Annotated in this window: 15 protein-coding genes and 1 riboswitch; of the genes, 10 read left to right on the plus strand and 5 right to left on the minus strand. The window is 60.3% G+C overall.

What is annotated here, in order from left to right; all coding sequences use genetic code 11:
• The first annotated feature begins 8 nt into the window (after positions 1-8).
• Positions 9-3,377 carry a TonB-dependent receptor gene (locus AB3Y40_RS02495; RefSeq protein ID WP_369437225.1) on the plus strand — a complete coding sequence of 1,123 codons (3,369 nt, stop codon included), beginning with the start codon at positions 9-11 and terminating at the stop codon, positions 3,375-3,377.
• A gap of 84 nt (positions 3,378-3,461) precedes the next feature.
• Positions 3,462-4,913, plus strand: coding sequence for an aldehyde dehydrogenase family protein (locus AB3Y40_RS02500; protein ID WP_369437226.1), 1,452 nt, complete (start codon positions 3,462-3,464; stop codon positions 4,911-4,913).
• A gap of 22 nt (positions 4,914-4,935) precedes the next feature.
• Here the strand turns inward: AB3Y40_RS02500 and rpiB are convergent, their stop codons facing one another.
• The 5 genes from rpiB to AB3Y40_RS02525 form a co-directional block, all read right to left on the minus strand.
• Positions 4,936-5,385 carry a ribose 5-phosphate isomerase B gene (gene rpiB, locus AB3Y40_RS02505; protein ID WP_369437227.1) on the minus strand — a complete coding sequence of 150 codons (450 nt, stop codon included), beginning with the start codon at positions 5,383-5,385 and terminating at the stop codon, positions 4,936-4,938.
• Between the two features lie 85 nt (positions 5,386-5,470).
• Positions 5,471-8,311, minus strand: a complete 2,841-nt coding sequence (gcvP, locus tag AB3Y40_RS02510) for an aminomethyl-transferring glycine dehydrogenase (RefSeq protein ID WP_369437228.1) — start codon at positions 8,309-8,311, stop codon at positions 5,471-5,473.
• A 5-nt stretch (positions 8,312-8,316) separates the two neighbouring features.
• Positions 8,317-8,676, minus strand: a complete 360-nt coding sequence (gene gcvH / locus AB3Y40_RS02515) for a glycine cleavage system protein GcvH (protein ID WP_369437229.1) — start codon at positions 8,674-8,676, stop codon at positions 8,317-8,319.
• A gap of 18 nt (positions 8,677-8,694) precedes the next feature.
• Positions 8,695-9,807 carry a glycine cleavage system aminomethyltransferase GcvT gene (gene gcvT, locus AB3Y40_RS02520; RefSeq protein WP_369437230.1) on the minus strand — a complete coding sequence of 371 codons (1,113 nt, stop codon included), beginning with the start codon at positions 9,805-9,807 and terminating at the stop codon, positions 8,695-8,697.
• Between the two features lie 148 nt (positions 9,808-9,955).
• Positions 9,956-10,041: riboswitch (glycine riboswitch) on the minus strand.
• 63 nt (positions 10,042-10,104) lie between these two features.
• A complete protein-coding gene (locus AB3Y40_RS02525; RefSeq protein WP_369437231.1) occupies positions 10,105-11,169 on the minus strand; it encodes a LacI family transcriptional regulator in 1,065 nt (354 codons plus the stop codon).
• 147 nt (positions 11,170-11,316) lie between these two features.
• Here AB3Y40_RS02525 and AB3Y40_RS02530 point away from each other — a divergent pair, with 147 nt between their 5' ends.
• The 8 genes from AB3Y40_RS02530 to AB3Y40_RS02565 all read left to right on the plus strand — a co-directional run bounded on the left by AB3Y40_RS02530 (position 11,317) and on the right by AB3Y40_RS02565 (position 21,505).
• Positions 11,317-12,549, plus strand: a complete 1,233-nt coding sequence (locus tag AB3Y40_RS02530) for an ABC transporter substrate-binding protein (protein ID WP_369437232.1) — start codon at positions 11,317-11,319, stop codon at positions 12,547-12,549.
• A gap of 203 nt (positions 12,550-12,752) precedes the next feature.
• The gene (locus AB3Y40_RS02535; protein WP_369437233.1) at positions 12,753-13,610 is read left to right on the plus strand and encodes a carbohydrate ABC transporter permease; all 858 of its coding nucleotides are present in this window, start codon (positions 12,753-12,755) and stop codon (positions 13,608-13,610) included.
• Positions 13,603-14,562, plus strand: a complete 960-nt coding sequence (locus AB3Y40_RS02540; protein ID WP_369437234.1) for a carbohydrate ABC transporter permease — start codon at positions 13,603-13,605, stop codon at positions 14,560-14,562. The genes AB3Y40_RS02535 and AB3Y40_RS02540 overlap by 8 nt, the downstream gene beginning before the upstream one ends.
• A 3-nt stretch (positions 14,563-14,565) precedes the next feature.
• Positions 14,566-15,645, plus strand: coding sequence for an ABC transporter ATP-binding protein (locus AB3Y40_RS02545; protein WP_369437235.1), 1,080 nt, complete (start codon positions 14,566-14,568; stop codon positions 15,643-15,645).
• Positions 15,645-18,014 carry a beta-mannosidase gene (locus tag AB3Y40_RS02550; protein ID WP_369437236.1) on the plus strand — a complete coding sequence of 790 codons (2,370 nt, stop codon included), beginning with the start codon at positions 15,645-15,647 and terminating at the stop codon, positions 18,012-18,014. Before AB3Y40_RS02545 ends, AB3Y40_RS02550 begins: the two co-directional genes overlap by 1 nt.
• A gap of 9 nt (positions 18,015-18,023) precedes the next feature.
• Positions 18,024-18,776 (plus strand): sugar phosphate isomerase/epimerase family protein, encoded by a 753-nt coding sequence (locus tag AB3Y40_RS02555; protein WP_369437237.1) that lies wholly within the window; start codon positions 18,024-18,026, stop codon positions 18,774-18,776.
• A 12-nt stretch (positions 18,777-18,788) separates the two neighbouring features.
• Complete coding sequence (locus tag AB3Y40_RS02560) at positions 18,789-19,898, plus strand: Gfo/Idh/MocA family protein (protein WP_369437238.1); 1,110 nt, start codon at positions 18,789-18,791, stop codon at positions 19,896-19,898.
• The gene (locus tag AB3Y40_RS02565) at positions 19,895-21,505 is read left to right on the plus strand and encodes a glycoside hydrolase family 43 protein (RefSeq protein ID WP_369437239.1); all 1,611 of its coding nucleotides are present in this window, start codon (positions 19,895-19,897) and stop codon (positions 21,503-21,505) included. Before AB3Y40_RS02560 ends, AB3Y40_RS02565 begins: the two co-directional genes overlap by 4 nt.
• Positions 21,506-21,508: the final 3 nt, after the last annotated feature.

Raw genomic sequence — 21,508 nt, forward strand, 5'->3', positions numbered from 1 at the left:
TGCGGATGATGAACATGCGAAACACAGCCCTGCTAACCAGTGCATTGGCCCTTGCCACAGCTTTCCCTGCCGCGGCGCAAGACGGCTTTGCCATCTCGCTGAACGGTGATGCGATCATCGGTGATCCGGTGGTGGTCGATACCGTGCGGCGCACCGATGTGGCGCTGGCAAATGCTGATGTACAGGTGGTCTTTGACGGGCTGGGTGCCGACCCGCGGTTGGACGTGGAGCTGGTCGGTGATCCGGGACGCGCAGGCGACCAAATCACTCTGCAATCGGCGCTGAACTATCCCGCCTTCGTGCAGCGCGGTGAAATCCGCGTGATTGACCGCGCGGCCCTTGGCGGCGCGCGCACGGTCGCCACGGTGCCGGTTGATCCAAACGGACAAGTCGCCCTGACCCTGCCAGAAGGTGACGATCTGGTGGTGGTGCACCGGGTCTATGACGCGCAGGGCCGGTTTGATGAAACCGCACCCTTGTCGGTGATGCGCACGGACACGCGCGGTCTGGCCGAGGGCGTCGAGGACGGCAGCGACAGCGCGCGCCGCCGGGGTATCCCGGTCAGCGGCGGGGCGGTCACCGTATCCGGCGCCGACGTGGCCCCCGGTGCGCGGGTTGTGGCATTGGGCGAGGTGGTGCCGACAGACGGCAGCGGCGGCTTTGTGATCCAGCGCATTCTGCCACCCGGCGACTATGGCGTGGATGTCAGCGTGAATGGTGCTGGCCGGCGCGTGGACCTGACGCGCGACATCACCATCCCCAATGCCGAGTGGTTCTATGTCGCCACCGCTGATCTGACCTTTGGCATCCGCGAGGGCGACAGCACCACCGGGCGCGAGACCTATCAGACAGGGCGTGTCGCGGGGTTCTTTGACGGCAAGACCGCAGGCGGCACCCGGATCACCGGGTCGCTGGACACAGGCGAAGGCGATCTGGACCAGATCTTTCGCCGGTTGGATGAACGTGACCCCCGGCAGCTGCTGTTGCGCGTGGACCCCGCAGATCTCTACCCCACTTATGGCGATGACAGCACAATCGAAGACCGCACACCCACGTCCGGCAAGCTGTTCCTGCGGATCGAGCGCGAGGCGAACTACCTGCAATGGGGCGACTTTGACAGCGACCTTGGTGACAACCGCTTTGTGCAGAATGACCGGTCGCTCTACGGGCTGTCGGCGGGGCTGGCGACGTCCAGCGTGACCCCAGCGGGCGAGGCGCGCGCGGCGCTGACACTTTATGCCGCCCAGCCCGACATGCTGCCGCAGCGCGATATCTTCCTTGGCACAGGCGGCACGGTCTTTTTCCTTGAAAAACAGGATATTGCCCAAGCCTCTGAATCCCTGTCGATCCAATTGCGCGACCCAGACACCGGCCGTGTGATCGACACGCAAACCCTGATCGCGGGCGAAGATTACGCAATCAACTACATTCAGGGCATCGTGACCCTGACCCGCCCGATTGAGGCCTCGGCCTCTGACGGGTTGTTTTCCATCGGGTCGGCGCGCGACGCCGATGTGGTGTTGGTCGCGGCCTATGAACACACGCCCACGGCAGGCGATGTTGACGGCTTTGCCTACGGTGGCCGGGCCGAGGGCTGGGTGACCGACAATCTGCGGTTCGGGGTTAGCGGAATGCTGGATGAAACCGGCGTGACCGATCACCGGGTGGTCGGCGCTGACCTGCTATTGGCGCTGTCGGACAATAGTTTTGTCAAAATTGAATATGCGGAATCCGAAGGCACCGGGTTCGACAGTACATTCTCTGCCGATGGCGGGTTGATCGTGAATGACATCGCCGCCAGCGGCGACGCGGGGCAGGCGGTCAAGATCGAAGCGCAAGCCGATCTGGCGGAATTGGGACTGGGCAGCGAGGGCGTGGTCAACGCCTATTACGAGGAACGCACGGCGGGCTTTTCGTCGCTTGATCTGGGCGTGACCAGCGATGAAACGCTCTATGGTCTGTCGGCGGATGTGAAGCTGCTGGACCGGCTGACGCTGTTGGTGGGCTTTGATCACTACGAAAATGAGGCCGGAGTGCGCACCGTCGATGGCACCTGGCAGCTGGCCTATGAAGCCTCTGACCAATGGGAATATGCCGTCGGCGTGGAAGTGCAGGACAACACCGGTGGCACCAATCCCGGCAGCCGCACGGACGTGGCCGCCAAAGTGACCTACCGCCCCAGCGATGACGCATCGGTCTACGTCTTTGGGCAGGCGACCGTGGATGTGGTCGATCTGCCAGAGAACAACCGATATGGCGTGGGCGGGACCTATGCCTTTGCCAACGGCTGGGCCGTCGCGGGCGAGGTATCTGACGGCGATCTGGGTGTCGGTGGCCGCATCACCGCCAGCCGCGATGATGGCAACGGGAACACGCGGTATTTGGGCTACGAGTTGGAACCGGGCCGCGATCTGAATGGTCTGGTGCTGAATGGCCGCGACCGGGGCCGGTTTGTGGCCGGTGGCACCCAAAGCGTCAGCAGCACCGTCGATATGTTCGGCGAAAATACCTATGACCTGTTTGGACGGCACCGGTCCCTGACCAGCGCCTATGGGTTGACCTACGCACCCAATGACGCGCTGTCGATCACCACAGCGCTGGAATTCGGACGCGTGGACGATGGCGATCTTTATGACTTTGAGCGGCAGGCGCTGACCCTTGGCGTGGTCTATGAAGATGACCAATTGTCCGCCTCTGGCCGGGTGGAATACCGGGTCGAGGACGGGTTGCAGAACGGCTTGCAAGTGAACGCCGATACCCTGCTGGTATCGGCCAATGCGGCCTACAAGATTGACGAAGAACGCCGGTTGGTCTTTTCCGCCGATCTGGCCCGATCCCAGACCGATCAAAGCACGCTCGTGGACGGCAATTATGCTGATGTGGTGCTGGGCTATGCCTTCCGACCGACCCAGGATGACAAGCTGAATGTGCTCGCGCGCTACCGGTATCTTTATGACCTCTACGGGCTGCGGGATGCCAGCGACGACAGCGGCATCCGCCAGCGTAGCCATGTGGTCAGCCTAGACGCGACCTATGACTTGAACCCGCAATGGACGCTGGGCGGCAAGGTCGGCTATCGCAGCAGCCAGACGCTGGATGCGGATGGCAATCTGGATGCGGCCAATGATGCCTGGCTCGCCGCGGCCTCTGCCCGCTGGCATGTGGTCAAGGATTGGGACGCGCTGATTGAGGTGCGGCAGTTGAACCTTGTGGATGCGGGCACGTCAGAGTCAAGCGCGCTGGGTGCGGTTTACAAATCGCTGAACGCAAACCTCAAGGTTGGGGTGGGCTATAATTTTGGCAGCTTCTCGGATGATCTGACGGACCTGACAAGGGATGATCAAGGCGCGTTCCTGAACATCATAGCGCAGTTCTGAATGTCGCCTTTGCGCGCCGAAAGGGGCAATTGGGTTGGACGGCGGCGACCCTGATGGTGCAATTTGCGCCAAAGGGGAACATTCATGACCAAAAGCTATCAAAACTATATCGGCGGTGACTGGGTATCGGGCACGTCAGAGGTGGAAAACCGCAATCCGTCTGACCTGTCGGATGTGATCGGCCATTATGCGCAGGCCAGTGCAGACCAATTGGAACAGGCGCTGGATGCAGCGCGGGCCGCACAGGCGGATTGGGCCGCTTACGGGATCGAGCGCAAGTACAACGTGCTGATGTCCATCGGGTCCGAAATGATGGCCCGCGCCGAAGAGTTGGGCACCTTGCTCAGCCGCGAAGAGGGCAAGCCGCTGGCCGAGGGCAAGGGCGAGGTTTATCGCGCCGGGCAGTTTTTCACATATTACGCTGCCGAAACACTGCGCCAGATCGGTGAAAACGCAGATAGCGTGCGTGACGGGATCGAGGTGGACGTGCGGCGCGAACCGGTGGGCGTGGTCGCAATCATCAGCCCGTGGAATTTTCCAACGGCGACCGCATCATGGAAGATCGCGCCGGCACTTTGCTACGGCAATGCGGTGATCTGGAAACCGGCGAATGTCACGCCGGCCTCTGCCGTGGCCCTGACCGAGATCATCGCCAAACAGGACATTCCGCCGGGTCTTTTCAATCTGGTGATGGGTGCGGGCCGCGACGTGGGTCAGCGGCTGGTCGAAAGCCCCAAGGTCAACGCAATTTCCTTTACCGGGTCGGTGCCGGTGGGCAAAGGGATCGCCACGGCGGCCATTCAGAACCTGACCAAGGTGCAGATGGAAATGGGGTCCAAGAACGCCTTGGCGGTGATGGACGATGCCGATCTGGATCTGGCCGCTGCACTGGCCGCAGGCGGAGCCTTTGGCGGGTCGGGGCAGAAATGCACGGCATCCTCGCGGTTGATCGTCCACGCCGCGGTGCATGACGCCTTTGTCGAGAAACTGATCGCCGCGACAAAGGCGCTCAAGGTCGGGCATGCATTGGAAGCGGGCACACAAATCGGACCGGTGGTGTCCGAGGATCAGTTGCAGGGCAATCTGGGCTACGTTGATCTGGGCAAATCCGAAGGTGCTGAACTGGTCTGCGGCGGAACCCGGGTCGAGATGCCGACCGAAGGCTACTACATGACCCCCGGCGTGTTTCTGGGCACCACAAATGCGATGCGGATCAACCGAGAAGAGATGTTCGCGCCTCTGGCCGCCGTGATCAAGGTTGACAGCTATGACGAAGCGCTGGGCGTGGTCAATGACACCAACTTTGGCCTGACATCTGGCATTGTCACCACGTCACTGGCACGCGCCACGCATTTCCGGCGCAATGCCCGCACCGGTGTGGTGACGGTGAACCTGCCCACCGCTGGCACGGATTACCATGTCCCATTCGGCGGCCGCGGTGACAGCTCTTACGGGCCGCGCGAGCAGGGGAAGGCGGCGGCGGAGTTCTATACCACAGTCAAAACCGCATACATTTCGGCAGGAAATCCCGGCTGAATGTCAAAAAAAGATCAGGGCGTTAGGATTCCAGCGCCTTGATCATATCCACGCGCTTGGCATGACGTCCGCCCTCAAACGGGGTGGACATGAAGGCATCCACGATCTCGACCGCGAGGCTTTCGCCAATGACCCGCGCGCCCAAGGCCAGCATATTGGCATCGTTGTGGGCGCGGATCATCTTGGCTGAAAAGGTATCCATGCAGACGCCGCAGCGAATGCCCGGCACCTTGTTGGCAGCCATCATGATGCCCTGACCGGTGCCACACAGGATGATGCCTAGATCAGCCTCTCCTGCCGCGACGATGTCCGCAGCCGCCTGCCCATGCGCGGGGTAGTCGGTGCTTTCGGTTGTGACCGGGCCAATGTCGCGGACGGTGTGGCCCTGTGCGGTCAGATGTGCGGCGATGGCCTGCCGCAAATCCACCGCGCCGTGGTCGCTGGACAGGACGATTGTAGTGCTCTGTGTCATGGCATTTCCCGTTTTGACCGACCTTTATCGCGGGGCACCAAAATCTTCAAAGATTTTGGCCGGACTTTTTCAAAAAGTCCGGCGCCTACTCAGCGGCCTCTGCGTAATCCTCCATCGGGGGGCAGATGCAGACCAGATTGCGATCGCCAAACACGTTGTCGACCCGGTTGACCGGCGGCCAGTATTTGTCCACGCGGAACGCGCCCGGCGGGAAACAGCCCTGTTCGCGGCTATAGGGCCGGTCCCAGTCGCGCACGAGGTCTTCCATCGTGTGCGGTGCGTTGTGCAGTGGGCTGGCCGCATAGTCGACAGAGCCGCTTGCCACCGCGTCAATCTCTGCCCGGATCGCCAGCATCGCATCGCAGAATCGGTCAAGCTCAGCTTTGGTTTCGGATTCCGTGGGTTCGATCATCAGCGTACCAGCGACGGGCCATGACATCGTGGGCGCGTGAAAGCCGCAGTCGATCAGCCGTTTGGCGATGTCATCGACCGTGACCCCATGTTCGGCAAAGGGGCGCGTGTCGATAATACATTCATGCGCCACCCGGCCCGTTGGCCCCTTGTAAAGCACGTCATAAGCCCCTGCGAGCCGCGCTGCGATGTAATTGGCGTTCAGGATCGCCACGCGCGTCGCTTGGGTCAGACCCTCGCCGCCCATCATCAGGCAATAGGCCCAGGAGATCGGCAAAAGCGAGGGCGATCCGAAGGCGGCGGCAGAGACCGCGCCCTCACCACCGTTGGGATCGCCCGGCAGATGCGGGACAAGGTGGTCCTTGACCCCAATCGGCCCCATGCCGGGGCCACCACCGCCATGCGGGATGCAAAACGTCTTGTGCAGGTTCAGGTGGCTGACGTCACCGCCCAGATCGCCTGGGCGCGACAGGCCCACCATCGCGTTCATGTTGGCCCCGTCGATATAGACCTGCCCGCCGTGGTCATGGGTGATTTGACAAACCTCGGTCACGGTTTCCTCAAACACGCCGTGAGTGCTGGGATAGGTAATCATGCATCCTGCTAGGTTGTCGGCGTGCTGTTCCGCCTTGGCGCGGAAATCGTCCAGATCAATATCGCCGTTCGTGGCCGATTTGACCGCCACGACTTTCCAGCCGACCATCTGCGCGCTGGCCGGGTTGGTGCCATGCGCAGACATCGGGATCAGGCAGACGTTGCGATGCCCCTGACCATTGGCGCGGTGGTAGGCCGCAATCGTCAGCAGGCCTGCGTATTCGCCCTGCGCGCCGGAATTGGGCTGCATCGAAATTGCCGCATAACCGGTGATGTCACACAGCTTGGCCGACAGATCGTCGATCATCTCTTGATAGCCCGCTGCCTGATCTTTCGGGCAATAGGGATGCAGCAGCGAAAAGTCGCGCCAGCTGACCGGCATCATCTCTGCCGCTGAATTGAGCTTCATCGTGCAGGACCCAAGCGGGATCATTGCACGATCCAGCGCCAGATCACGATCTGCGAGACGGCGCATATAGCGCATCATCTCGGTCTCGGCCCGGTTCATGTGAAAGACCGGGTGAGTCAAATAGGCCGACTGCCGCACCAGCGCATCGGGCATCCGGTATTCCGCGGTCAGGTCTGTGTCGCGTTCCGTAATGCCAAAGGCGCGCCAGACTTTTTTGATCGTGGCGGGGCGGCAATATTCATCGAGCGTGATCCCGACCTTTGTCTTGCCCACGCGGCGCAGGTTCACGCCTTCGTTCACCGCCGCCTGCATCACGCCGCGCTGCAACAGGCCCACGTCGACGGTGATGGTGTCAAAGAAGGCGTCAGGCTCAACCTTGAACCCGGCCTCTTCCAGCCCGCGCGCCAGCCGGACGGTTTTGCGGTGGATGCGCTGGGCAATGGCCTTAAGGCCCTCTGGCCCGTGGAACACTGCATAAAACCCGGCCATCACAGCCAGCAGGGCTTGGGCCGTGCAAACGTTCGATGTCGCCTTTTCGCGGCGAATGTGCTGCTCGCGCGTTTGCAGCGACAACCGGTAGGCGCGGTTGCCGTGGCTGTCGACACTGACACCCACGATCCGGCCCGGCATGTTGCGTGCGTATTGCTGTTTGGTCGCCATATAGGCGGCATGTGGGCCGCCATAGCCAACCGGCACACCAAAACGCTGGGTGGTGCCCACGGCGATGTCAGCCCCCATCGCACCCGGTTCTTTCAGCAGGGTCAGTGACAGCGGATCGGCAGAGATAATGCCGATCGCCTTGGCATCATGCAGGGCTGCGATTTGGTCGGTGAAATCGCGCAAGTGCCCATAAGTGCCGGGGTATTGGAAGATCGCGCCAAAAACCGACGATGCGTCCATGTCATCGGGGCTGCCGACGATCACCTCGATCCCCAAGGGGGCGGCACGGGTCTGGATCACTGCGATGTTCTGGGGATGGCAGTTTTCATCAACAAAGAACGCATTGGCTTTGGACTTGGCCACCCGCTGCGCCATGGTCATCGCTTCGGCGCAGGCCGTTGCCTCATCCAGCAGCGATGCATTGGCAATCTCAAGCCCGGTTAGGTCGCTGACCATCGTCTGAAAGTTCAACAGTGCCTCAAGTCGGCCCTGCGAAATCTCGGGTTGGTAAGGGGTATAGGCGGTATACCACGCGGGGTTTTCAAGGATGTTGCGCTGGATCGCGGGGGGGGTAATCGTGCCGTGATAGCCTTGGCCGATCAGGCTGGTCAGCACCTTGTTCTTCGATGCCGTCACCCGCATGTGGTGCAACAGCTCGCGTTCGGACTTGGGCTTGCCGAAATCCAGCGGGTCTTTCTGGCGGATGCCGGGGGGCAGGGTGTCGTCAATCAAGGTCGCCAGATCATCCGCGCCGACGACCTGCAGCATCTCGTCCATTTCAGCGGGCGAGGGGCCAATATGGCGGCGGTTGGCAAAATCATAGGGCAGATAATCTGTCGGCTTGAAGGTCATGTGCGTTACTCCACCAGCGCTTTGTAGGCAGCTTCATCCAGGTATTCGTCCATCTTGGACAAATCGTCCGACTTGATCTTAAAGAACCAGCCGTCGCCCAGCGGGTCCTCGTTCACCAGTGCGGGATTGTCGGCAAGTGCCTCGTTTACTTCGACAATTTCGCCGTCCAGCGGGGCAAGGATGTCGGACGCGGCTTTCACACTTTCAATCACCACCGCCTCGTCATCGACGACGACTTCGGTCCCGACCTCTGGCAGTTCGACAAAGACGATGTCGCCCAGTTGCGTGGCGGCATGTTCGGTGATGCCCACGACCACAACGTCATCTTCGACGCGCAGCCATTCGTGTTCTTCGGTGAATTTCATGATGGTTCCCTCTTGGTCTTAACGTTTGAAATTTGCGGGGGTGAAGGGCAGGGCGGTGACGGTGAGCGGCAGGCGTTTGCCGCGCAACTCTCCATAGACAACCGTGCCTTGGGCGGCATGGCCCGTGCTGACATAGCCCATCGCGACCGGTCCCTCGACCGTCGGGCCAAAACCGCCGGACGTGATTTTGCCGATGGGGGTGACGGCGTCCGCCTCATCAAACAAAAGCACACCTTCGCGCATCGGCGCCCGGCCTTCGGGGCGCAGGCCGACCCGTTTGCGTGTGGTACCATCCGCGATCTGGGCCAGAATGACATCGGCACCTGGAAAGCCGCCCGCGCGGTCGCCACCTGTGCGGCGCACCTTTTGGATCGCCCAGGTCAGGGCCGCCTCCACCGGGGATGTCTGGTCATCAATGTCGTGTCCATAAAGGCATAAGCCGCCTTCTAGCCGCAGACTGTCGCGCGCGCCTAACCCAATTGCTTCAACATCATCATGTGCCAGAAGCTCTTTCGCCAGCGCCGCTGCCTGCGCTGCCGGCACCGAAATTTCATAGCCATCCTCACCGGTATAGCCAGAGCGTGAGATCCAGCATGCGGCACCGTTCAGATCAATGGTTGCCACATCCATAAATGCCATGTCGGCCACGGCAGGGTTCAGGCTCGATAGCACCGCCTCTGCCGCAGGGCCCTGCAATGCCAAAAGCGCGCGGTCGGTCACTTCGATGACCTCGACGCCGTTCAGATGCGCCCGCAAATGCGCGATGTCCGCGTCTTTGCAGGCGGCGTTGACGACCACAAAGATATGATCCCCGCGATTGGCGAGCATCAGATCATCCATGATTCCGCCCGCGTCATTGGTGAAAAAGCCGTAGCGCTGCCGCCCTTCGGCAAGGCCCACCACGTCAACCGGCACCAGCGTTTCAAAGGCTGCGGCGGCATCCGCGCCGACCAGTTTGACCTGCCCCATGTGGCTGACATCAAACAGCCCAGCCTTTGCGCGGCAGTGCAGATGTTCCTTCATCACGCCAAGCCCATACTGCACGGGCATCTCATAGCCCGCAAAGGGCACCATCTTGGCCCCAAGGCCCACATGCAGATCAAACAGCGGCGTGCGTTTCAGATCACTCATCCCGTTCCCCTTTCGGGCCACGCTGATCTGTTGGGATCACCGGGCACCACATGGGCGCGCTGATTGCGCGCCGTGATGCCCCCTCTGTCCTTTGGCCTGAGATCGTTATCCCTTCGGCGGGCCTGTCAGGGCCACTCTCCAGAGTCTTGTCGTTGCAACGGTCCTTTGGCCTGAGCGTTTCCGGGGCGGTTGCGCCTTCGGCACCGGATAAACCGGTTCTCCCGTTGCTGGGCGGACGTTAGCCGGGGATTTGCGCGCAGGCAAGTGGGTTGTGCACCGCGGTATGCCGCAAGCCGATCAGTAGTCCGTCAAAGAGCTGTGCGAGGGAACTTCCAGAAACTGCAAGGCCGGTTCATTGGGGGACAGAACCGCCGACATGGCCGCCTTTGCCAGGAAACGCCCGGTTTCAGCCACGTCTTCATGGACCGTCAGGATAGACGGTCGTATCCGCTTGAGGATCGGGATCGCTTCTTTACTGAAAAGATCAACGCTGTCGCCCAGCACCATGCCTGCCCGCTCGACCGCGGACATGGCCGCGATGCTGGCACTGTTTGAGCCGCAGATCAGCCCGTCTACTGGCGCGCCAGAGGCAATATGCGCATCAATGGCTGCTTCGGTTTGCTGCATGGCATTGTCGCTGCTAGCCCCGGACAAGATATCAACTTTGACACCATATTCCCTTCCGGCGGTCCGGGACCCATCGACCATGTCCTTCCCATAACGCTGGTCGGTGGGCGGGGCGACCAACAGGATGTTCTTGCGGCCACGTTTGGCCAGCTCTTGCACACCCAAGGCGCCAAAGGCTGCATTGTCGTAATCGTAATAGGCGTGTTCATCGGACCATTTGGTGCGCCCATGGGTGGCAAAGGGAAACTTGACGCTGCGTAGATAGGCCACACGCGGGTCTTCATCGCGCGTTTGGTTGAAGATGACCGCATCCGCGGAGCGCGTCTCGACAATATAACGGATCGGTTTCATCGGGTCTTCGTCCCCGAAATAGGGCGTGATGTTCAGATGAAACGGCGTCTCGCGCAGGCCTGCTGCCACCGAAGAAATCAGTTTGGCGGTGTGGTTCATCACCTCGTGTTCGGTCGACAGCACCAGTGCGATAACGTTCGTGCGTCCGGTGCGCAGGCGCACACCGGCCCGGTTGGGGACATAGCCGATTTCATCCGCGACAGCGCGGACTCGGGCGCGGGTGGTCGCACTGATGTCAGATGCGCCCCCTAGCGCACGGCTGACAGTTGGCACCGCAAGACCGGTCAAAGCAGCGATCGTTTTCAGCGTCGGTTGCTTGCGTGCGCCGCGTGCTGAGGCCGAATCACCGGGGCGAGTTTTTATGGTTTCATCATTCTTTGACATGCTTGCGTCGTCCCCCCAGCGGCGCTGGTTCCGTCATATTTTCAAGCGCCTGTCGCGTGTTTTGTTAGCGCTAATTATTTTCGTTGTCAGATAACTCTAAAACGTTATAGACTTTTCTACAACGATTTAGTCAGGGAGGTTGAAATCGTGAAACTCACAACAAAACTACTGTCCGCAACAGCAATCTGTGCAGCCGGAAGCGTCGGAGCCGTCGAGCTGGAGGTCATGCATTGGTGGACATCCGGTGGCGAAGCCGCTGCTGTCGGCGAATTCGCCAAAGCGTTCAACGAAAAGACCGATCACACATGGATTGATGGCGCGATTGCAGGCGGTGGTAGCACTGCACGTCCCGTGATGATCAGCCGGATCACCGGTGGTGACCCGATGGGTGCATTCCAGTTTAACCATGGCCGTCAGGCCGAAGAACTGATCGAAGCAGGCCTGCTGCTTGATCTCACCGATGTTGCCGAAGCCGAAGGCTGGAAAGACATCGTGAACCCCACGTCGCTTTTGGATAGCTGCACCGTGGACGGTCGCATCTATTGCGCACCTGTCAACATCCACTCTTGGCAGTGGATTTGGCTCAGCCATCAGGCCTATGCCGATGCTGGCGTTGATGTTCCAAGCAACTGGGACGAATTCGTGGCCTCCGCCCCCGCGCTTGAAGCGGCTGGCAAGATCCCCCTCGCAATGGGTCAGCAGCCTTGGCAGTCTTCCGGCGCATTCGGCGTGATGGCCGTTGCCATTGCTGGCGTTGACGCATGGACTCAGGTCACCGTCGAAAAGAACGCAGACGCCGTCATGGGCCCGGAATACACCAAGGTTTTCCAGGCTGCCGCTGATGCGCGTGCATTCGCTGCAAATTCCAACGTGCAGGACTGGAACCAGGCGACCAACCTCGTGATCACCGGTCAGGCCGGTGGGCAAATCATGGGTGACTGGGCGCAAGGCGAATTCCAGGTGGCCGGTCAGGTCGCTGGTGAAGATTACACCTGTCTGCCCGGTCTGGGCGTGAACGAAGTGATCTCGACCGGTGGTGATGCGTTCTACTTCCCTGTCAATGACGATGCAGAGATCACTGCGGCCCAAAAAGAGCTTGCAGCCCTTTTGCTCAGCCCCGAAGTGCAGGTGAGCTTCAACCTCGCCAAAGGCTCGTTGCCGATCCGTGGCGATGTGGACCTGGCAGCGGCAAACGACTGCATGAAGAAGGGTTTGGAAATCCTCGCATCTGGCAACATCCTGCCCGATGGCAACCAAACCTTGTCAGCGGATACGCAGACCCAGTTGTCTGACCTGATGGTCGAATTCTGGAATGATCCGTCGATCACGGCCGCGGACGCACAGCAGCGCTATGCGGACATCATCGCGGACGCCGACTAAGGTTATCCTCCTGTCGGGTCCGGGGCGCGTCGCTCTGGACCCGACATCTGACCCAAGCACCCAATCGCTATTCCCAAAGACCTCGCCTTACCGGGGTGTTTTGGCATAGCCTCTAGAAAATCCACAGCCACGGGGGGGACATCATGGCGGTGACTGACACAGACGGGCCGGGGGCAAGACGCCCGTCAAGTCTCTTCCGAAACATGTCGGCCAAGATTGCGTCGCTTCCGATGGTCTTCACCGCGCTGGTGATCTTTATCGGTTGCACGGTCTGGACGATCTACCACTCCTTCACCCGGTCGCGGCTGCTGCCTGCGCCCGACAAATGGGTGGGGCTCGATAACTACGAAAGGCTCTGGGGCGAAAACCGCTGGCTGATTTCGATCGAGAACCTGGCCATTTACGGCGCCTGTTCGCTGATCCTGTCGCTTGTTATCGGGTTTATCCTTGCGGCCCTGCTTGATCGCAAGATCCGGTTCGAAAACACAATCCGAACGATCATCCTGTACCCCTTCGCGCTGTCGTTCGTTGTCACCGGGTTGGTGTGGCAGTGGATTCTCAATCCATCGCTTGGCTTGCAGAACGTTGTGCGCGAATGGGGCTGGACTTCTTTCGCCTTTGACCCGCTCAACAACGCCGAGATCGTGATCTACGGCATTCTCATCGCCGGTATCTGGCAAGGCTCCGGCTTTGTGATGGTGCTGTTACTTGCTGGCATGCGCGGCATTGACGAAGACATCTGGAAAGCCAGCCGGGTCGAAGGCATTCCGACCTGGAAAACCTATCTCTTTATCGTCATCCCGATGATGCGGCCCGTGTTCGTGACCGCGCTTGTGATTATCGCGGCGGGCATCATCAAGGTCTATGACCTTGTGGTCGCCCAAACCAGCGGCGGGCCGGGCATTTCGTCCGAAGTCCCCGCCAAATACGTGATCGAAAAGATGTTCCTGGCGCAGAACCTTGGTCTTGGTTTTGCGGCGTCCACCATGATGCTGCTCAGTGTTCTGGTCGTGCTGATCCCTTGGGCCTATCTCGAATTCGGAGGAAAGAAAAATGGCTGATGTGACCACGAACGCTGCCTCCGATCCTCGCGGTCCCCGGCCCAAGCGCGCCTTTACACCCACCAACATCGTCATCTACGGCACCTTGTTCGTGGTCTGCATGTACTACCTTCTGCCGCTCTATGTGATGATCGTGACATCGCTCAAGGGCATGCCCGAAATCCGCCTTGGCAATATTTTTGCCCCTCCGGTCGAGGTGACATTTGAACCCTGGATCAAAGCATGGTCAGAAGCCTGCACCGGCGTGAATTGCGAAGGCCTGTCGCGCGGTTTCAGCAACTCGGTCTGGATCTTGATCCCGTCGGTCATCATCTCGATCGCGATTGCGTCGGTGAACGGCTACGCGCTGTCGATGTGGCGCTTCAAGGGGTCCGAGGTCTTCTTTACCATCCTGATCTTTGGCGCCTTCATTCCCTATCAGGTGATGATCTATCCTATCGTGATCCTGCTGCGCGAAAGCGGCGAAGGATTGACGACGTTCCTGCGGATGTTCAACGAAGACGCCGCCGCTATTCGTTTGATGGGGTCTTTGTCAGGGCTGGTGATTGTTCATACGATCTTTGGGATGCCGATCCTGACGCTGCTTTTCCGGAACTACTTTACCTCTGTGCCAGAGGAACTGTTCAAAGCCGCCCGGGTCGATGGTGCCGGCTTCTGGGGTATCTATTTCCGGATCATGCTGCCAATGTCACTGCCGATCTTCGTGGTTGCAATGATCCTGCAGGTGACGGGCATCTGGAATGACTTCCTGTTTGGGGTGATCTACACCAAACCGGAAACCTACCCGATGACCGTACAGCTCAATAACATCGTGAACTCGGTGCAAGGGGTGAAGGAATACAACGTCAACATGGCGGCAACCCTTCTGACCGGCCTTGTCCCACTCATCATCTATTTTGCCTCCGGCAAGCTCTTCGTGCGTGGCATTGCAGCCGGCGCAGTCAAAGGTTGAACCATGACCCACTCAGTTGAAATCAAAAATCTCGATCTGGCCTTCGGCGCTGTCAAAGTGCTCAAGAACCTCAACCTTGATATCCACGAAGGCGAGTTTCTGGTGCTACTGGGGTCTTCGGGCTGCGGCAAATCCACCTTGCTGAACTGTATTGCGGGGCTGCTGGAGGTCTCTGACGGCCAGATTCACATCAAGGGCAAGAACGTCACATGGGCAGAGCCCAGCGAACGCGGCATTGGCATGGTGTTCCAAAGCTATGCGCTTTACCCGCAAATGACGGTGAAAGGGAACCTGAGCTTTGGCCTCAAGAACGCCAAGGTCCCCAAGGCCGAGATTGAGGAACGCGTGGCGCGCGCCGCTGAAATCCTGCAAATCCAGCCGCTCTTGGATCGCAAGCCCGGTGCCTTGTCTGGTGGTCAGCGGCAGCGTGTCGCTATTGGCCGTGCGCTGGTGCGGGATGTGGATGTTTTCCTGTTTGACGAACCCCTGTCGAACCTTGATGCCAAGCTGCGCGCAGACTTGCGGGTGGAACTTAAGCGGCTGCACCAGCAGCTTGAAAACACCATGATCTATGTGACCCACGATCAGGTCGAGGCGATGACGCTGGCCGACCGGATTGCGATCATGAAGGGCGGGTTGATCATGCAGTTGGGCAGCCCGGATGAAATCTACAACCGCCCGCAGAACATCTATGTGGCTGATTTTATTGGCTCACCCTCGATGAACTTCCTCGACGGCGACCTGACCGGCGGCACCTTCAAGGTGGACGATATGGTGATGCCGATGACCGGCTATGAATGGGTTGATCCGCAAACCGCCGACCGCCCAGCCGTGATTGGTATCCGGCCCGAACATGTCATCACCGGAGAGCTGGTCGCAGGTGCGCCGCTGCGGTTTCAGGTAACCGTTGATCTGGTGGAACCGATGGGATCTGACACGCTGGTCTATGCCAAATTGGGCGCGCATACCTTCCGCATCCGCATGGACGGGCAGGCCCGCGTTGCCGTGGGTGAGACGCTCGAGATCGGGATCGACCCGTCGCGCGCCTCGCTCTTTGACAAGAAGTCTGAACTGAGGCTCTAATGCTTGATTTGTCCGGTCTTTGGTCGCTTGCGGATGCAAGTGGCATGCATGGCTGTGACCTGTCGCTTCCCGGCGATGGGATCACCGCCCTGCATCAGGCCGGGCTGATCCCTGACCCCTATGTGGGGCAGAACGAATATGATCTGCGCTGGATTTGTGAACGCGATTGGGTTGCCACCCGGACGTTCGAGTTGACGGAAACGGACGTCGATTTGGTCCTGTCCGAAGTGGACACCGTTGTCACCGTGGTGGTGAACGGCAAGATCGTGTTGACGGCAGAAAACGCGTTCCGCCAGTATCGCGTGCCGCTTAGCGATGCCGCGCGGGTCGGTAGCAACGCGATCAGCGTCACCTTTCATGCGCCAGTTGCCGCGGGCAAGGCCAAGTATGACGCGCATCCCTTCGACATCCCGTGGTCGTCGAACTGCCCGATCCCTTACGGCAATTTCCTGCGCAAACCGGCCTGCGATTTTGGCTGGGATTGGAATATTGCGCTGGCCCCCTTTGGCATCTACGGCGCACTGCGGATCGAGGCGTCGCAGGCACCCCGGATCGACCGGGTCATGGTGGCACAGGATCACAGCGGCGCGGGTGTGGACGTGATTGTCACAGCCCAGATCGCCAATGGCCCGAAAGAGGCGGTCTTTGCCTTTGCCGGGCAAGAGTTGACGACCTTTGTGATCGACGGGCAGGCGGAAGTGACCTTTTCCGTTGCAAACCCCGATTTGTGGTGGCCCGCAGGGCAGGGCGATCAGCCGCTTTATGATCTGCATGTGCAGGCTGGTGGCGCCACGGCTGCGCGCCGGATCGGTTTGCGCCGGATGGAGCTGGTGACCGAAAAGGATGATGCCGGCCTTGGGTTCAAGATCCGCGTGAACGGGCGCGACGTGTTCTGCAAAGGGGCCAACTGGATACCTGCCGATGCGCTGCCCGGTCGGATCACAGAGGCCAAGACCCGTGATCTGCTGCAATCGGCCGCAGATGCCCATATGAACATGGTCCGCGTCTGGGGCGGCGGCCGGTACGAGCCGACGTCGTTCTATGATGCCTGCGATGAACTTGGCCTGCTGGTCTGGCAGGACTTCATGTTCGCCTGCAACCTTTACCCCTCTGACCGGGCGTATCTGGCAGAGGTGCAGGCAGAGGTGCGCGATAACGTCGCCCGGATGCACCACCACGCCTGTCTGGCCTTATGGTGCGGCGACAATGAACTGGTCGGCGCGCTGACCTGGTACGAGGCTTCCAAAGCGGACCGCGACCGCTATCTGGTGAACTACGACCGCCTGAACCGCACAATCGAAGAGACGCTGATCGACATGGTGCCGGATGCGAATTGGTGGCCATCCTCACCCAGCCCCGGCCCGTTGTCCTTTGGTGATGCCTGGCACGATGACAGCGCGGGCGACATGCACTTTTGGTCGGTCTGGCACGAGGGCCGCGACTTTGACCACTACCGCGATGTGGCACCCCGGTTCTGTTCGGAATTCGGGTTCCAAAGCTATCCGTCAATGGATCAGATCCGCAGCTTTGCAGAGCCAGCCGATTTCAACATTGCTGCCCCGGTGATGGAGAGCCATCAGAAGAACCCCGGCGGCAACGCGCGCATCGCAGAGACGATGTTCCGTTATTTCCGCTTTCCCAACAGCTTTGAGAATTTTGTCTATATCAGTCAGGTGCAGCAGGCGCTGGCGATCAAGACCGCTGTGACCCAGTGGCGGTCGCTCAAGCCGCATTGCATGGGCACGCTGGTCTGGCAACTGAACGACACATGGCCGGTGGCCAGCTGGGCCTCGCTTGACTATGGCGGCGGCTGGAAGTTGCTGCACCACATCTCGGCCAATTTCAACGCGCCTGTTACCGTGGTCGCGGTTCCCGATGGTGAAAGCATCACGCTGCGCGCGGTGAATGACACCGCTGATGCGGTCGACATCTCTGTGACTGCCTATGCCACCGACATGGCAGGTCAGGCCCGCGAGCTGGCAAGCAGCAAGGCGGCAGTGGGGGCAGAGGCGGCCACCGTGCTGACTGGGCTGACCGTTGGTCCGCAAGAGATGCTAACCTTTGGCTGGACCGCGTCGAACGGGGCCAAGGGCGGCGATATCTTTGCTCCGCGGCCCTACAAGCACTATGATCTGCTTCCTGCCGGTCTGACCCAGAGCGTTCAACAGTCCGGCGACACCTATACCCTGAGCGTCACGGCCAAGGCGCTCGCACTCTTTGTCAACGCCGAGGCGGATACGCCCGGGCGCTTTGACACCAACGGGGTCCATATCGGCCCCGGCCACACCGCGCAGCTGGTGTTTACACCGGCTGACCCCACCCAGACACCCACTTTCACGCTGCGCGACCTGCACAGCGCCACTTACTAAGGACATGACATGACTGGATTTTCCTACCAGCTTTATTGCTCGCGCAACTTTGGCCCGATGGACCAAACGCTCAAGATGGTGGCCGACCTCGGTTATACCGGGGTGGAAGGCTATGGCGCGCTTTATGCCGACCCCGCAGCCGTCGCCGCGACCAAGGCGGCCTTGGATGAAACAGGGCTAAAGATGCCATCGGGCCACTTTGGGCTGCCACAGCTGTCCGCCGACCCCGAAGGCGTGATCGCGATTGCAAAGGCGCTGGACATCTCTGGCATCTACTGCCCCTTCCTGCCCGAAGATGAACGCCCCGCAGATGCGGCAGGCTGGGCTGACTTCGGCCAGCAATTGCAAACCATCGGCGCACCTTTCCGCGACGCGGGCCTGACCTTTGGCTGGCACAATCATGCCTTTGAATTCACCCCGCTTGCCGACGGCACCCTGCCTATTGACGCGATCCTTGATGGCACTGATCTGGCGTTCGAATTTGACGTGGCCTGGGCCGTGGTCGCAGGGTCCAATCCGCTGGACACCATTGCCAAATATGGGTCCCGGATCACCGCTGCCCACGTCAAGGACCGCGCCGCCGCCGGCACCAACGACGCAGAGGACGGCTGGGCCGATTTGGGCAAGGGTACCATTGACTGGGCCACGATCATGACCGCCTTACGCTCTGCCGGGACCACGCATTTCGTGATGGAACACGACAACCCATCAGATGATGCCCGCTTTGCCCGCGCTTCGCTAGCGCATGCCAAGACACTGTAAAGGATAGAGAAAATGAACATTGGTATTATCGGCTGTGGCAATATCTCTGCCGCGTACCTGCGGCTTGGCCCTATGTTCAAGGGTGTCGACATCATTGCTGTCGCGGACCTGAACATGGACAACGCGCAGGCCCGTGCCAAGGAATTTGGGGTCGAAGCGCGCAGCGTTGATGCGCTGTTGGCCAGCGACGATATTGAGGTGATCATCAACCTCACCATCCCGGATGCGCATTTTGACGTGACCTGCAATATCTTGCGCGCGGGTAAACATGCCTATTCCGAAAAGCCGCTGGTGCTGACGCTGGATCAGGCCAAGGCGATGCAAAAGCTGTGCGACGAAACCGGACTGCGCGTGGGGTCCGCCCCCGATACGTTCTTGGGCGGCGCGCATCAGCAGGCACGGCAAATCATTGACGCAGGCGGGATCGGCAGGGTCGTGGCAGGCACCGCGCATGTGATGTCCAAGGGGATGGAACACTGGCATCCCAACCCTGACTTTTTCTTTTTGCCGGGCGCTGGCCCGGTGCTGGATATCGGCCCTTACTACGTGACCAACCTGATCCAGCTTCTGGGGCCGGTCAAACGCGTGGCCGCATTGTCCAGCTCTGCGCGCGATGTGCGCACCATCGGCAACGGGCCGCGCCTTGGCGAGACTGTTCCGGTCAAAACACCCACCAACATCCATGCCCTGATCGAGTTTGAACAGGGGGCCACGTTCACCCTGTCGGCAAGCTGGGATGTGACCGCTCACGATCACCAGAACATGGAAATCTACGGCGCGGACGGCACGCTTTATGTGCCTGATCCGAACTTCTTTGGCGGTGATCTGCATCAGTCCGACGACAACAAAGACATGCAGCCGGTGCCCGCCTGGGATCACCCGTTTGGCGTGAACAACGATGATGGCCGGGCAAATTATCGCTGCGCGGGGCTGGCGGATATGGTCGCTGCCATCGCCGAGGGTCGTCCGCATCGCTGCGACGTTTCATTGGCGGTTCATGCCACGGACGTGATGACCTCGATCCTGAAATCAGGCGAAACCGGCCAGTTCGAGGCGATGACAACAACCTGCGAAAAACCCGCGCCGCTGGGCATCGCAGAAGCACAGGCACTGCTGAAATGATCAAAAATCCGATCCTGCCCGGCTTCAATCCTGACCCGTCGTTCTGCCGGGTCGGATCGGACTACTACATCGCTACCTCTACGTTCGAGTGGTATCCCGGTGTCCAGATCCACCATTCGACCGACCTTGTGAACTGGACGCTGGTCAGCCGTCCGCTGAATCGGGCCGCACAACTGGACATGCGCGGCAATCCCGACAGCTGCGGCATCTGGGCACCCTGCCTCAGCCACGCAGACGGGCGGTTCTGGCTGGTCTATACGGATGTCAAACGGCTGGATGGCGCGTTCAAGGATGCGCCCAATTACATCGTCACCTGCGAGACGATTGACGGAGATTGGTCCGATCCGATCTATGTCAATTCCAGTGGTTTTGATCCCTCGCTTTATCACGACGATGACGGGCGCAAGTACTTCATGAACGTGCAATGGAACCATCGCGGCTCTGGCACGGGCGGGAACCCGGTGCACGACAGCTTTGACGGTATTCTGTTGCAGGAATGGTCCGAAGACGGCGGTCTGACCGGCCCGGTGCGCAGCATCTATTCCGGCACACCGCGTGGCCTGACCGAGGCGCCACATATCTTCAAGCGCAACGGCTGGTTTTATTTGACCACGGCAGAGGGCGGCACCGGTTATGACCACGCGGTCACGCTGGCCCGGTCGCGCGACATCTGGGGGCCCTATGAGGATCACCCAGACAGCTATGTGATCAGCACGATGGGCGCGCCGGATCATCCGGTGCAACGCACCGGGCACGGGCAATTTGTCGAAGCCGAAGATGGCACCGCCTGGCATACCTATCTGATGGGTCGCCCGATCGGGGATGAAAACGGCCAGGGGCGCTATTGCCCCTGCGGGCGCGAGACGGGGATTGCCCGCTGCGTCTGGCGCGACGATTGGCTTTACCTGGAAGACGGCGGCTTACTGCCGCCGCCGACCGTGGCGATGACCACCGAGGCAGCGGACACAGGCCCGGTCGTGCATGAGACATTCGCGGCGCTGCCGGATGAATTCCAATGGCTGCGCACGCCTGACCATGACCGGATTTTCCGCATTCAGGATGGCGCGCTGGTCCTGACCGGCCGCGAGAGCCTCGGCAGCTGGTTCGAACAGGCGCTGGTCGCCCGCCGGCAAGAGCATCTGGCCTATAAGGCCGCGACCACCGTGGCCTTTGACCCGACGACCTATCAACAGGCCGCGGGCCTCGTCACCTATTACAACCGTTACAAATTCCACGCAGCCCTTGTGACTGATGAACCGGGTATGGGCCGCGTGCTGACCCTGATGTCCTGCATGGGGGATTTCCCCGATGGGGCGCTGACATTCTCGCTGGACGCACCGCAACCGGTCGGCGACGGTCCTGTGCAGATATCCGTGCAAGTGACCGGGCCGCTGCAACAGTTTTTCTGGTCACAGGACGGTGGTAAAGAACAGCCGCTGGGTCCGGCGCTGCCCGCCTATCTGATCAGCGACGAAGGCGGGCGGGGCGAACATGCGTCCTTTACCGGGGCCTTTGTCGGTATGGTCGCATTTGACATAACCGGGCAAGGCAAAGAGGCGACGTTCAGCCGGTTTGCCTATCACCCGCAACCCTACGAGAGGAGCTAGATC

This window comes from Yoonia sp. R2331, from assembly GCF_041103235.1.
Lineage (GTDB): Bacteria > Pseudomonadota > Alphaproteobacteria > Rhodobacterales > Rhodobacteraceae > CANMYO01.

What these genes read in the sequence shown, in the direction of transcription:
- AB3Y40_RS02495 (WP_369437225.1), top strand. Translation starts at nt 9, where the DNA reads ATGAACATGCGAAACACAGCCCTGCTAACCAGTGCATTGGCCCTTGCC.
- AB3Y40_RS02500 (WP_369437226.1), top strand. Translation starts at nt 3,462, where the DNA reads ATGACCAAAAGCTATCAAAACTATATCGGCGGTGACTGGGTATCGGGC.
- rpiB (WP_369437227.1), bottom strand. Translation starts at nt 5,385, where the DNA reads ATGACACAGAGCACTACAATCGTCCTGTCCAGCGACCACGGCGCGGTG.
- gcvP (WP_369437228.1), bottom strand. Translation starts at nt 8,311, where the DNA reads ATGACCTTCAAGCCGACAGATTATCTGCCCTATGATTTTGCCAACCGC.
- gcvH (WP_369437229.1), bottom strand. Translation starts at nt 8,676, where the DNA reads ATGAAATTCACCGAAGAACACGAATGGCTGCGCGTCGAAGATGACGTT.
- gcvT (WP_369437230.1), bottom strand. Translation starts at nt 9,807, where the DNA reads ATGAGTGATCTGAAACGCACGCCGCTGTTTGATCTGCATGTGGGCCTT.
- AB3Y40_RS02525 (WP_369437231.1), bottom strand. Translation starts at nt 11,169, where the DNA reads ATGTCAAAGAATGATGAAACCATAAAAACTCGCCCCGGTGATTCGGCC.
- AB3Y40_RS02535 (WP_369437233.1), top strand. Translation starts at nt 12,753, where the DNA reads ATGTCGGCCAAGATTGCGTCGCTTCCGATGGTCTTCACCGCGCTGGTG.
- AB3Y40_RS02540 (WP_369437234.1), top strand. Translation starts at nt 13,603, where the DNA reads ATGGCTGATGTGACCACGAACGCTGCCTCCGATCCTCGCGGTCCCCGG.
- AB3Y40_RS02545 (WP_369437235.1), top strand. Translation starts at nt 14,566, where the DNA reads ATGACCCACTCAGTTGAAATCAAAAATCTCGATCTGGCCTTCGGCGCT.
- AB3Y40_RS02550 (WP_369437236.1), top strand. Translation starts at nt 15,645, where the DNA reads ATGCTTGATTTGTCCGGTCTTTGGTCGCTTGCGGATGCAAGTGGCATG.
- AB3Y40_RS02555 (WP_369437237.1), top strand. Translation starts at nt 18,024, where the DNA reads ATGACTGGATTTTCCTACCAGCTTTATTGCTCGCGCAACTTTGGCCCG.
- AB3Y40_RS02560 (WP_369437238.1), top strand. Translation starts at nt 18,789, where the DNA reads ATGAACATTGGTATTATCGGCTGTGGCAATATCTCTGCCGCGTACCTG.
- AB3Y40_RS02565 (WP_369437239.1), top strand. Translation starts at nt 19,895, where the DNA reads ATGATCAAAAATCCGATCCTGCCCGGCTTCAATCCTGACCCGTCGTTC.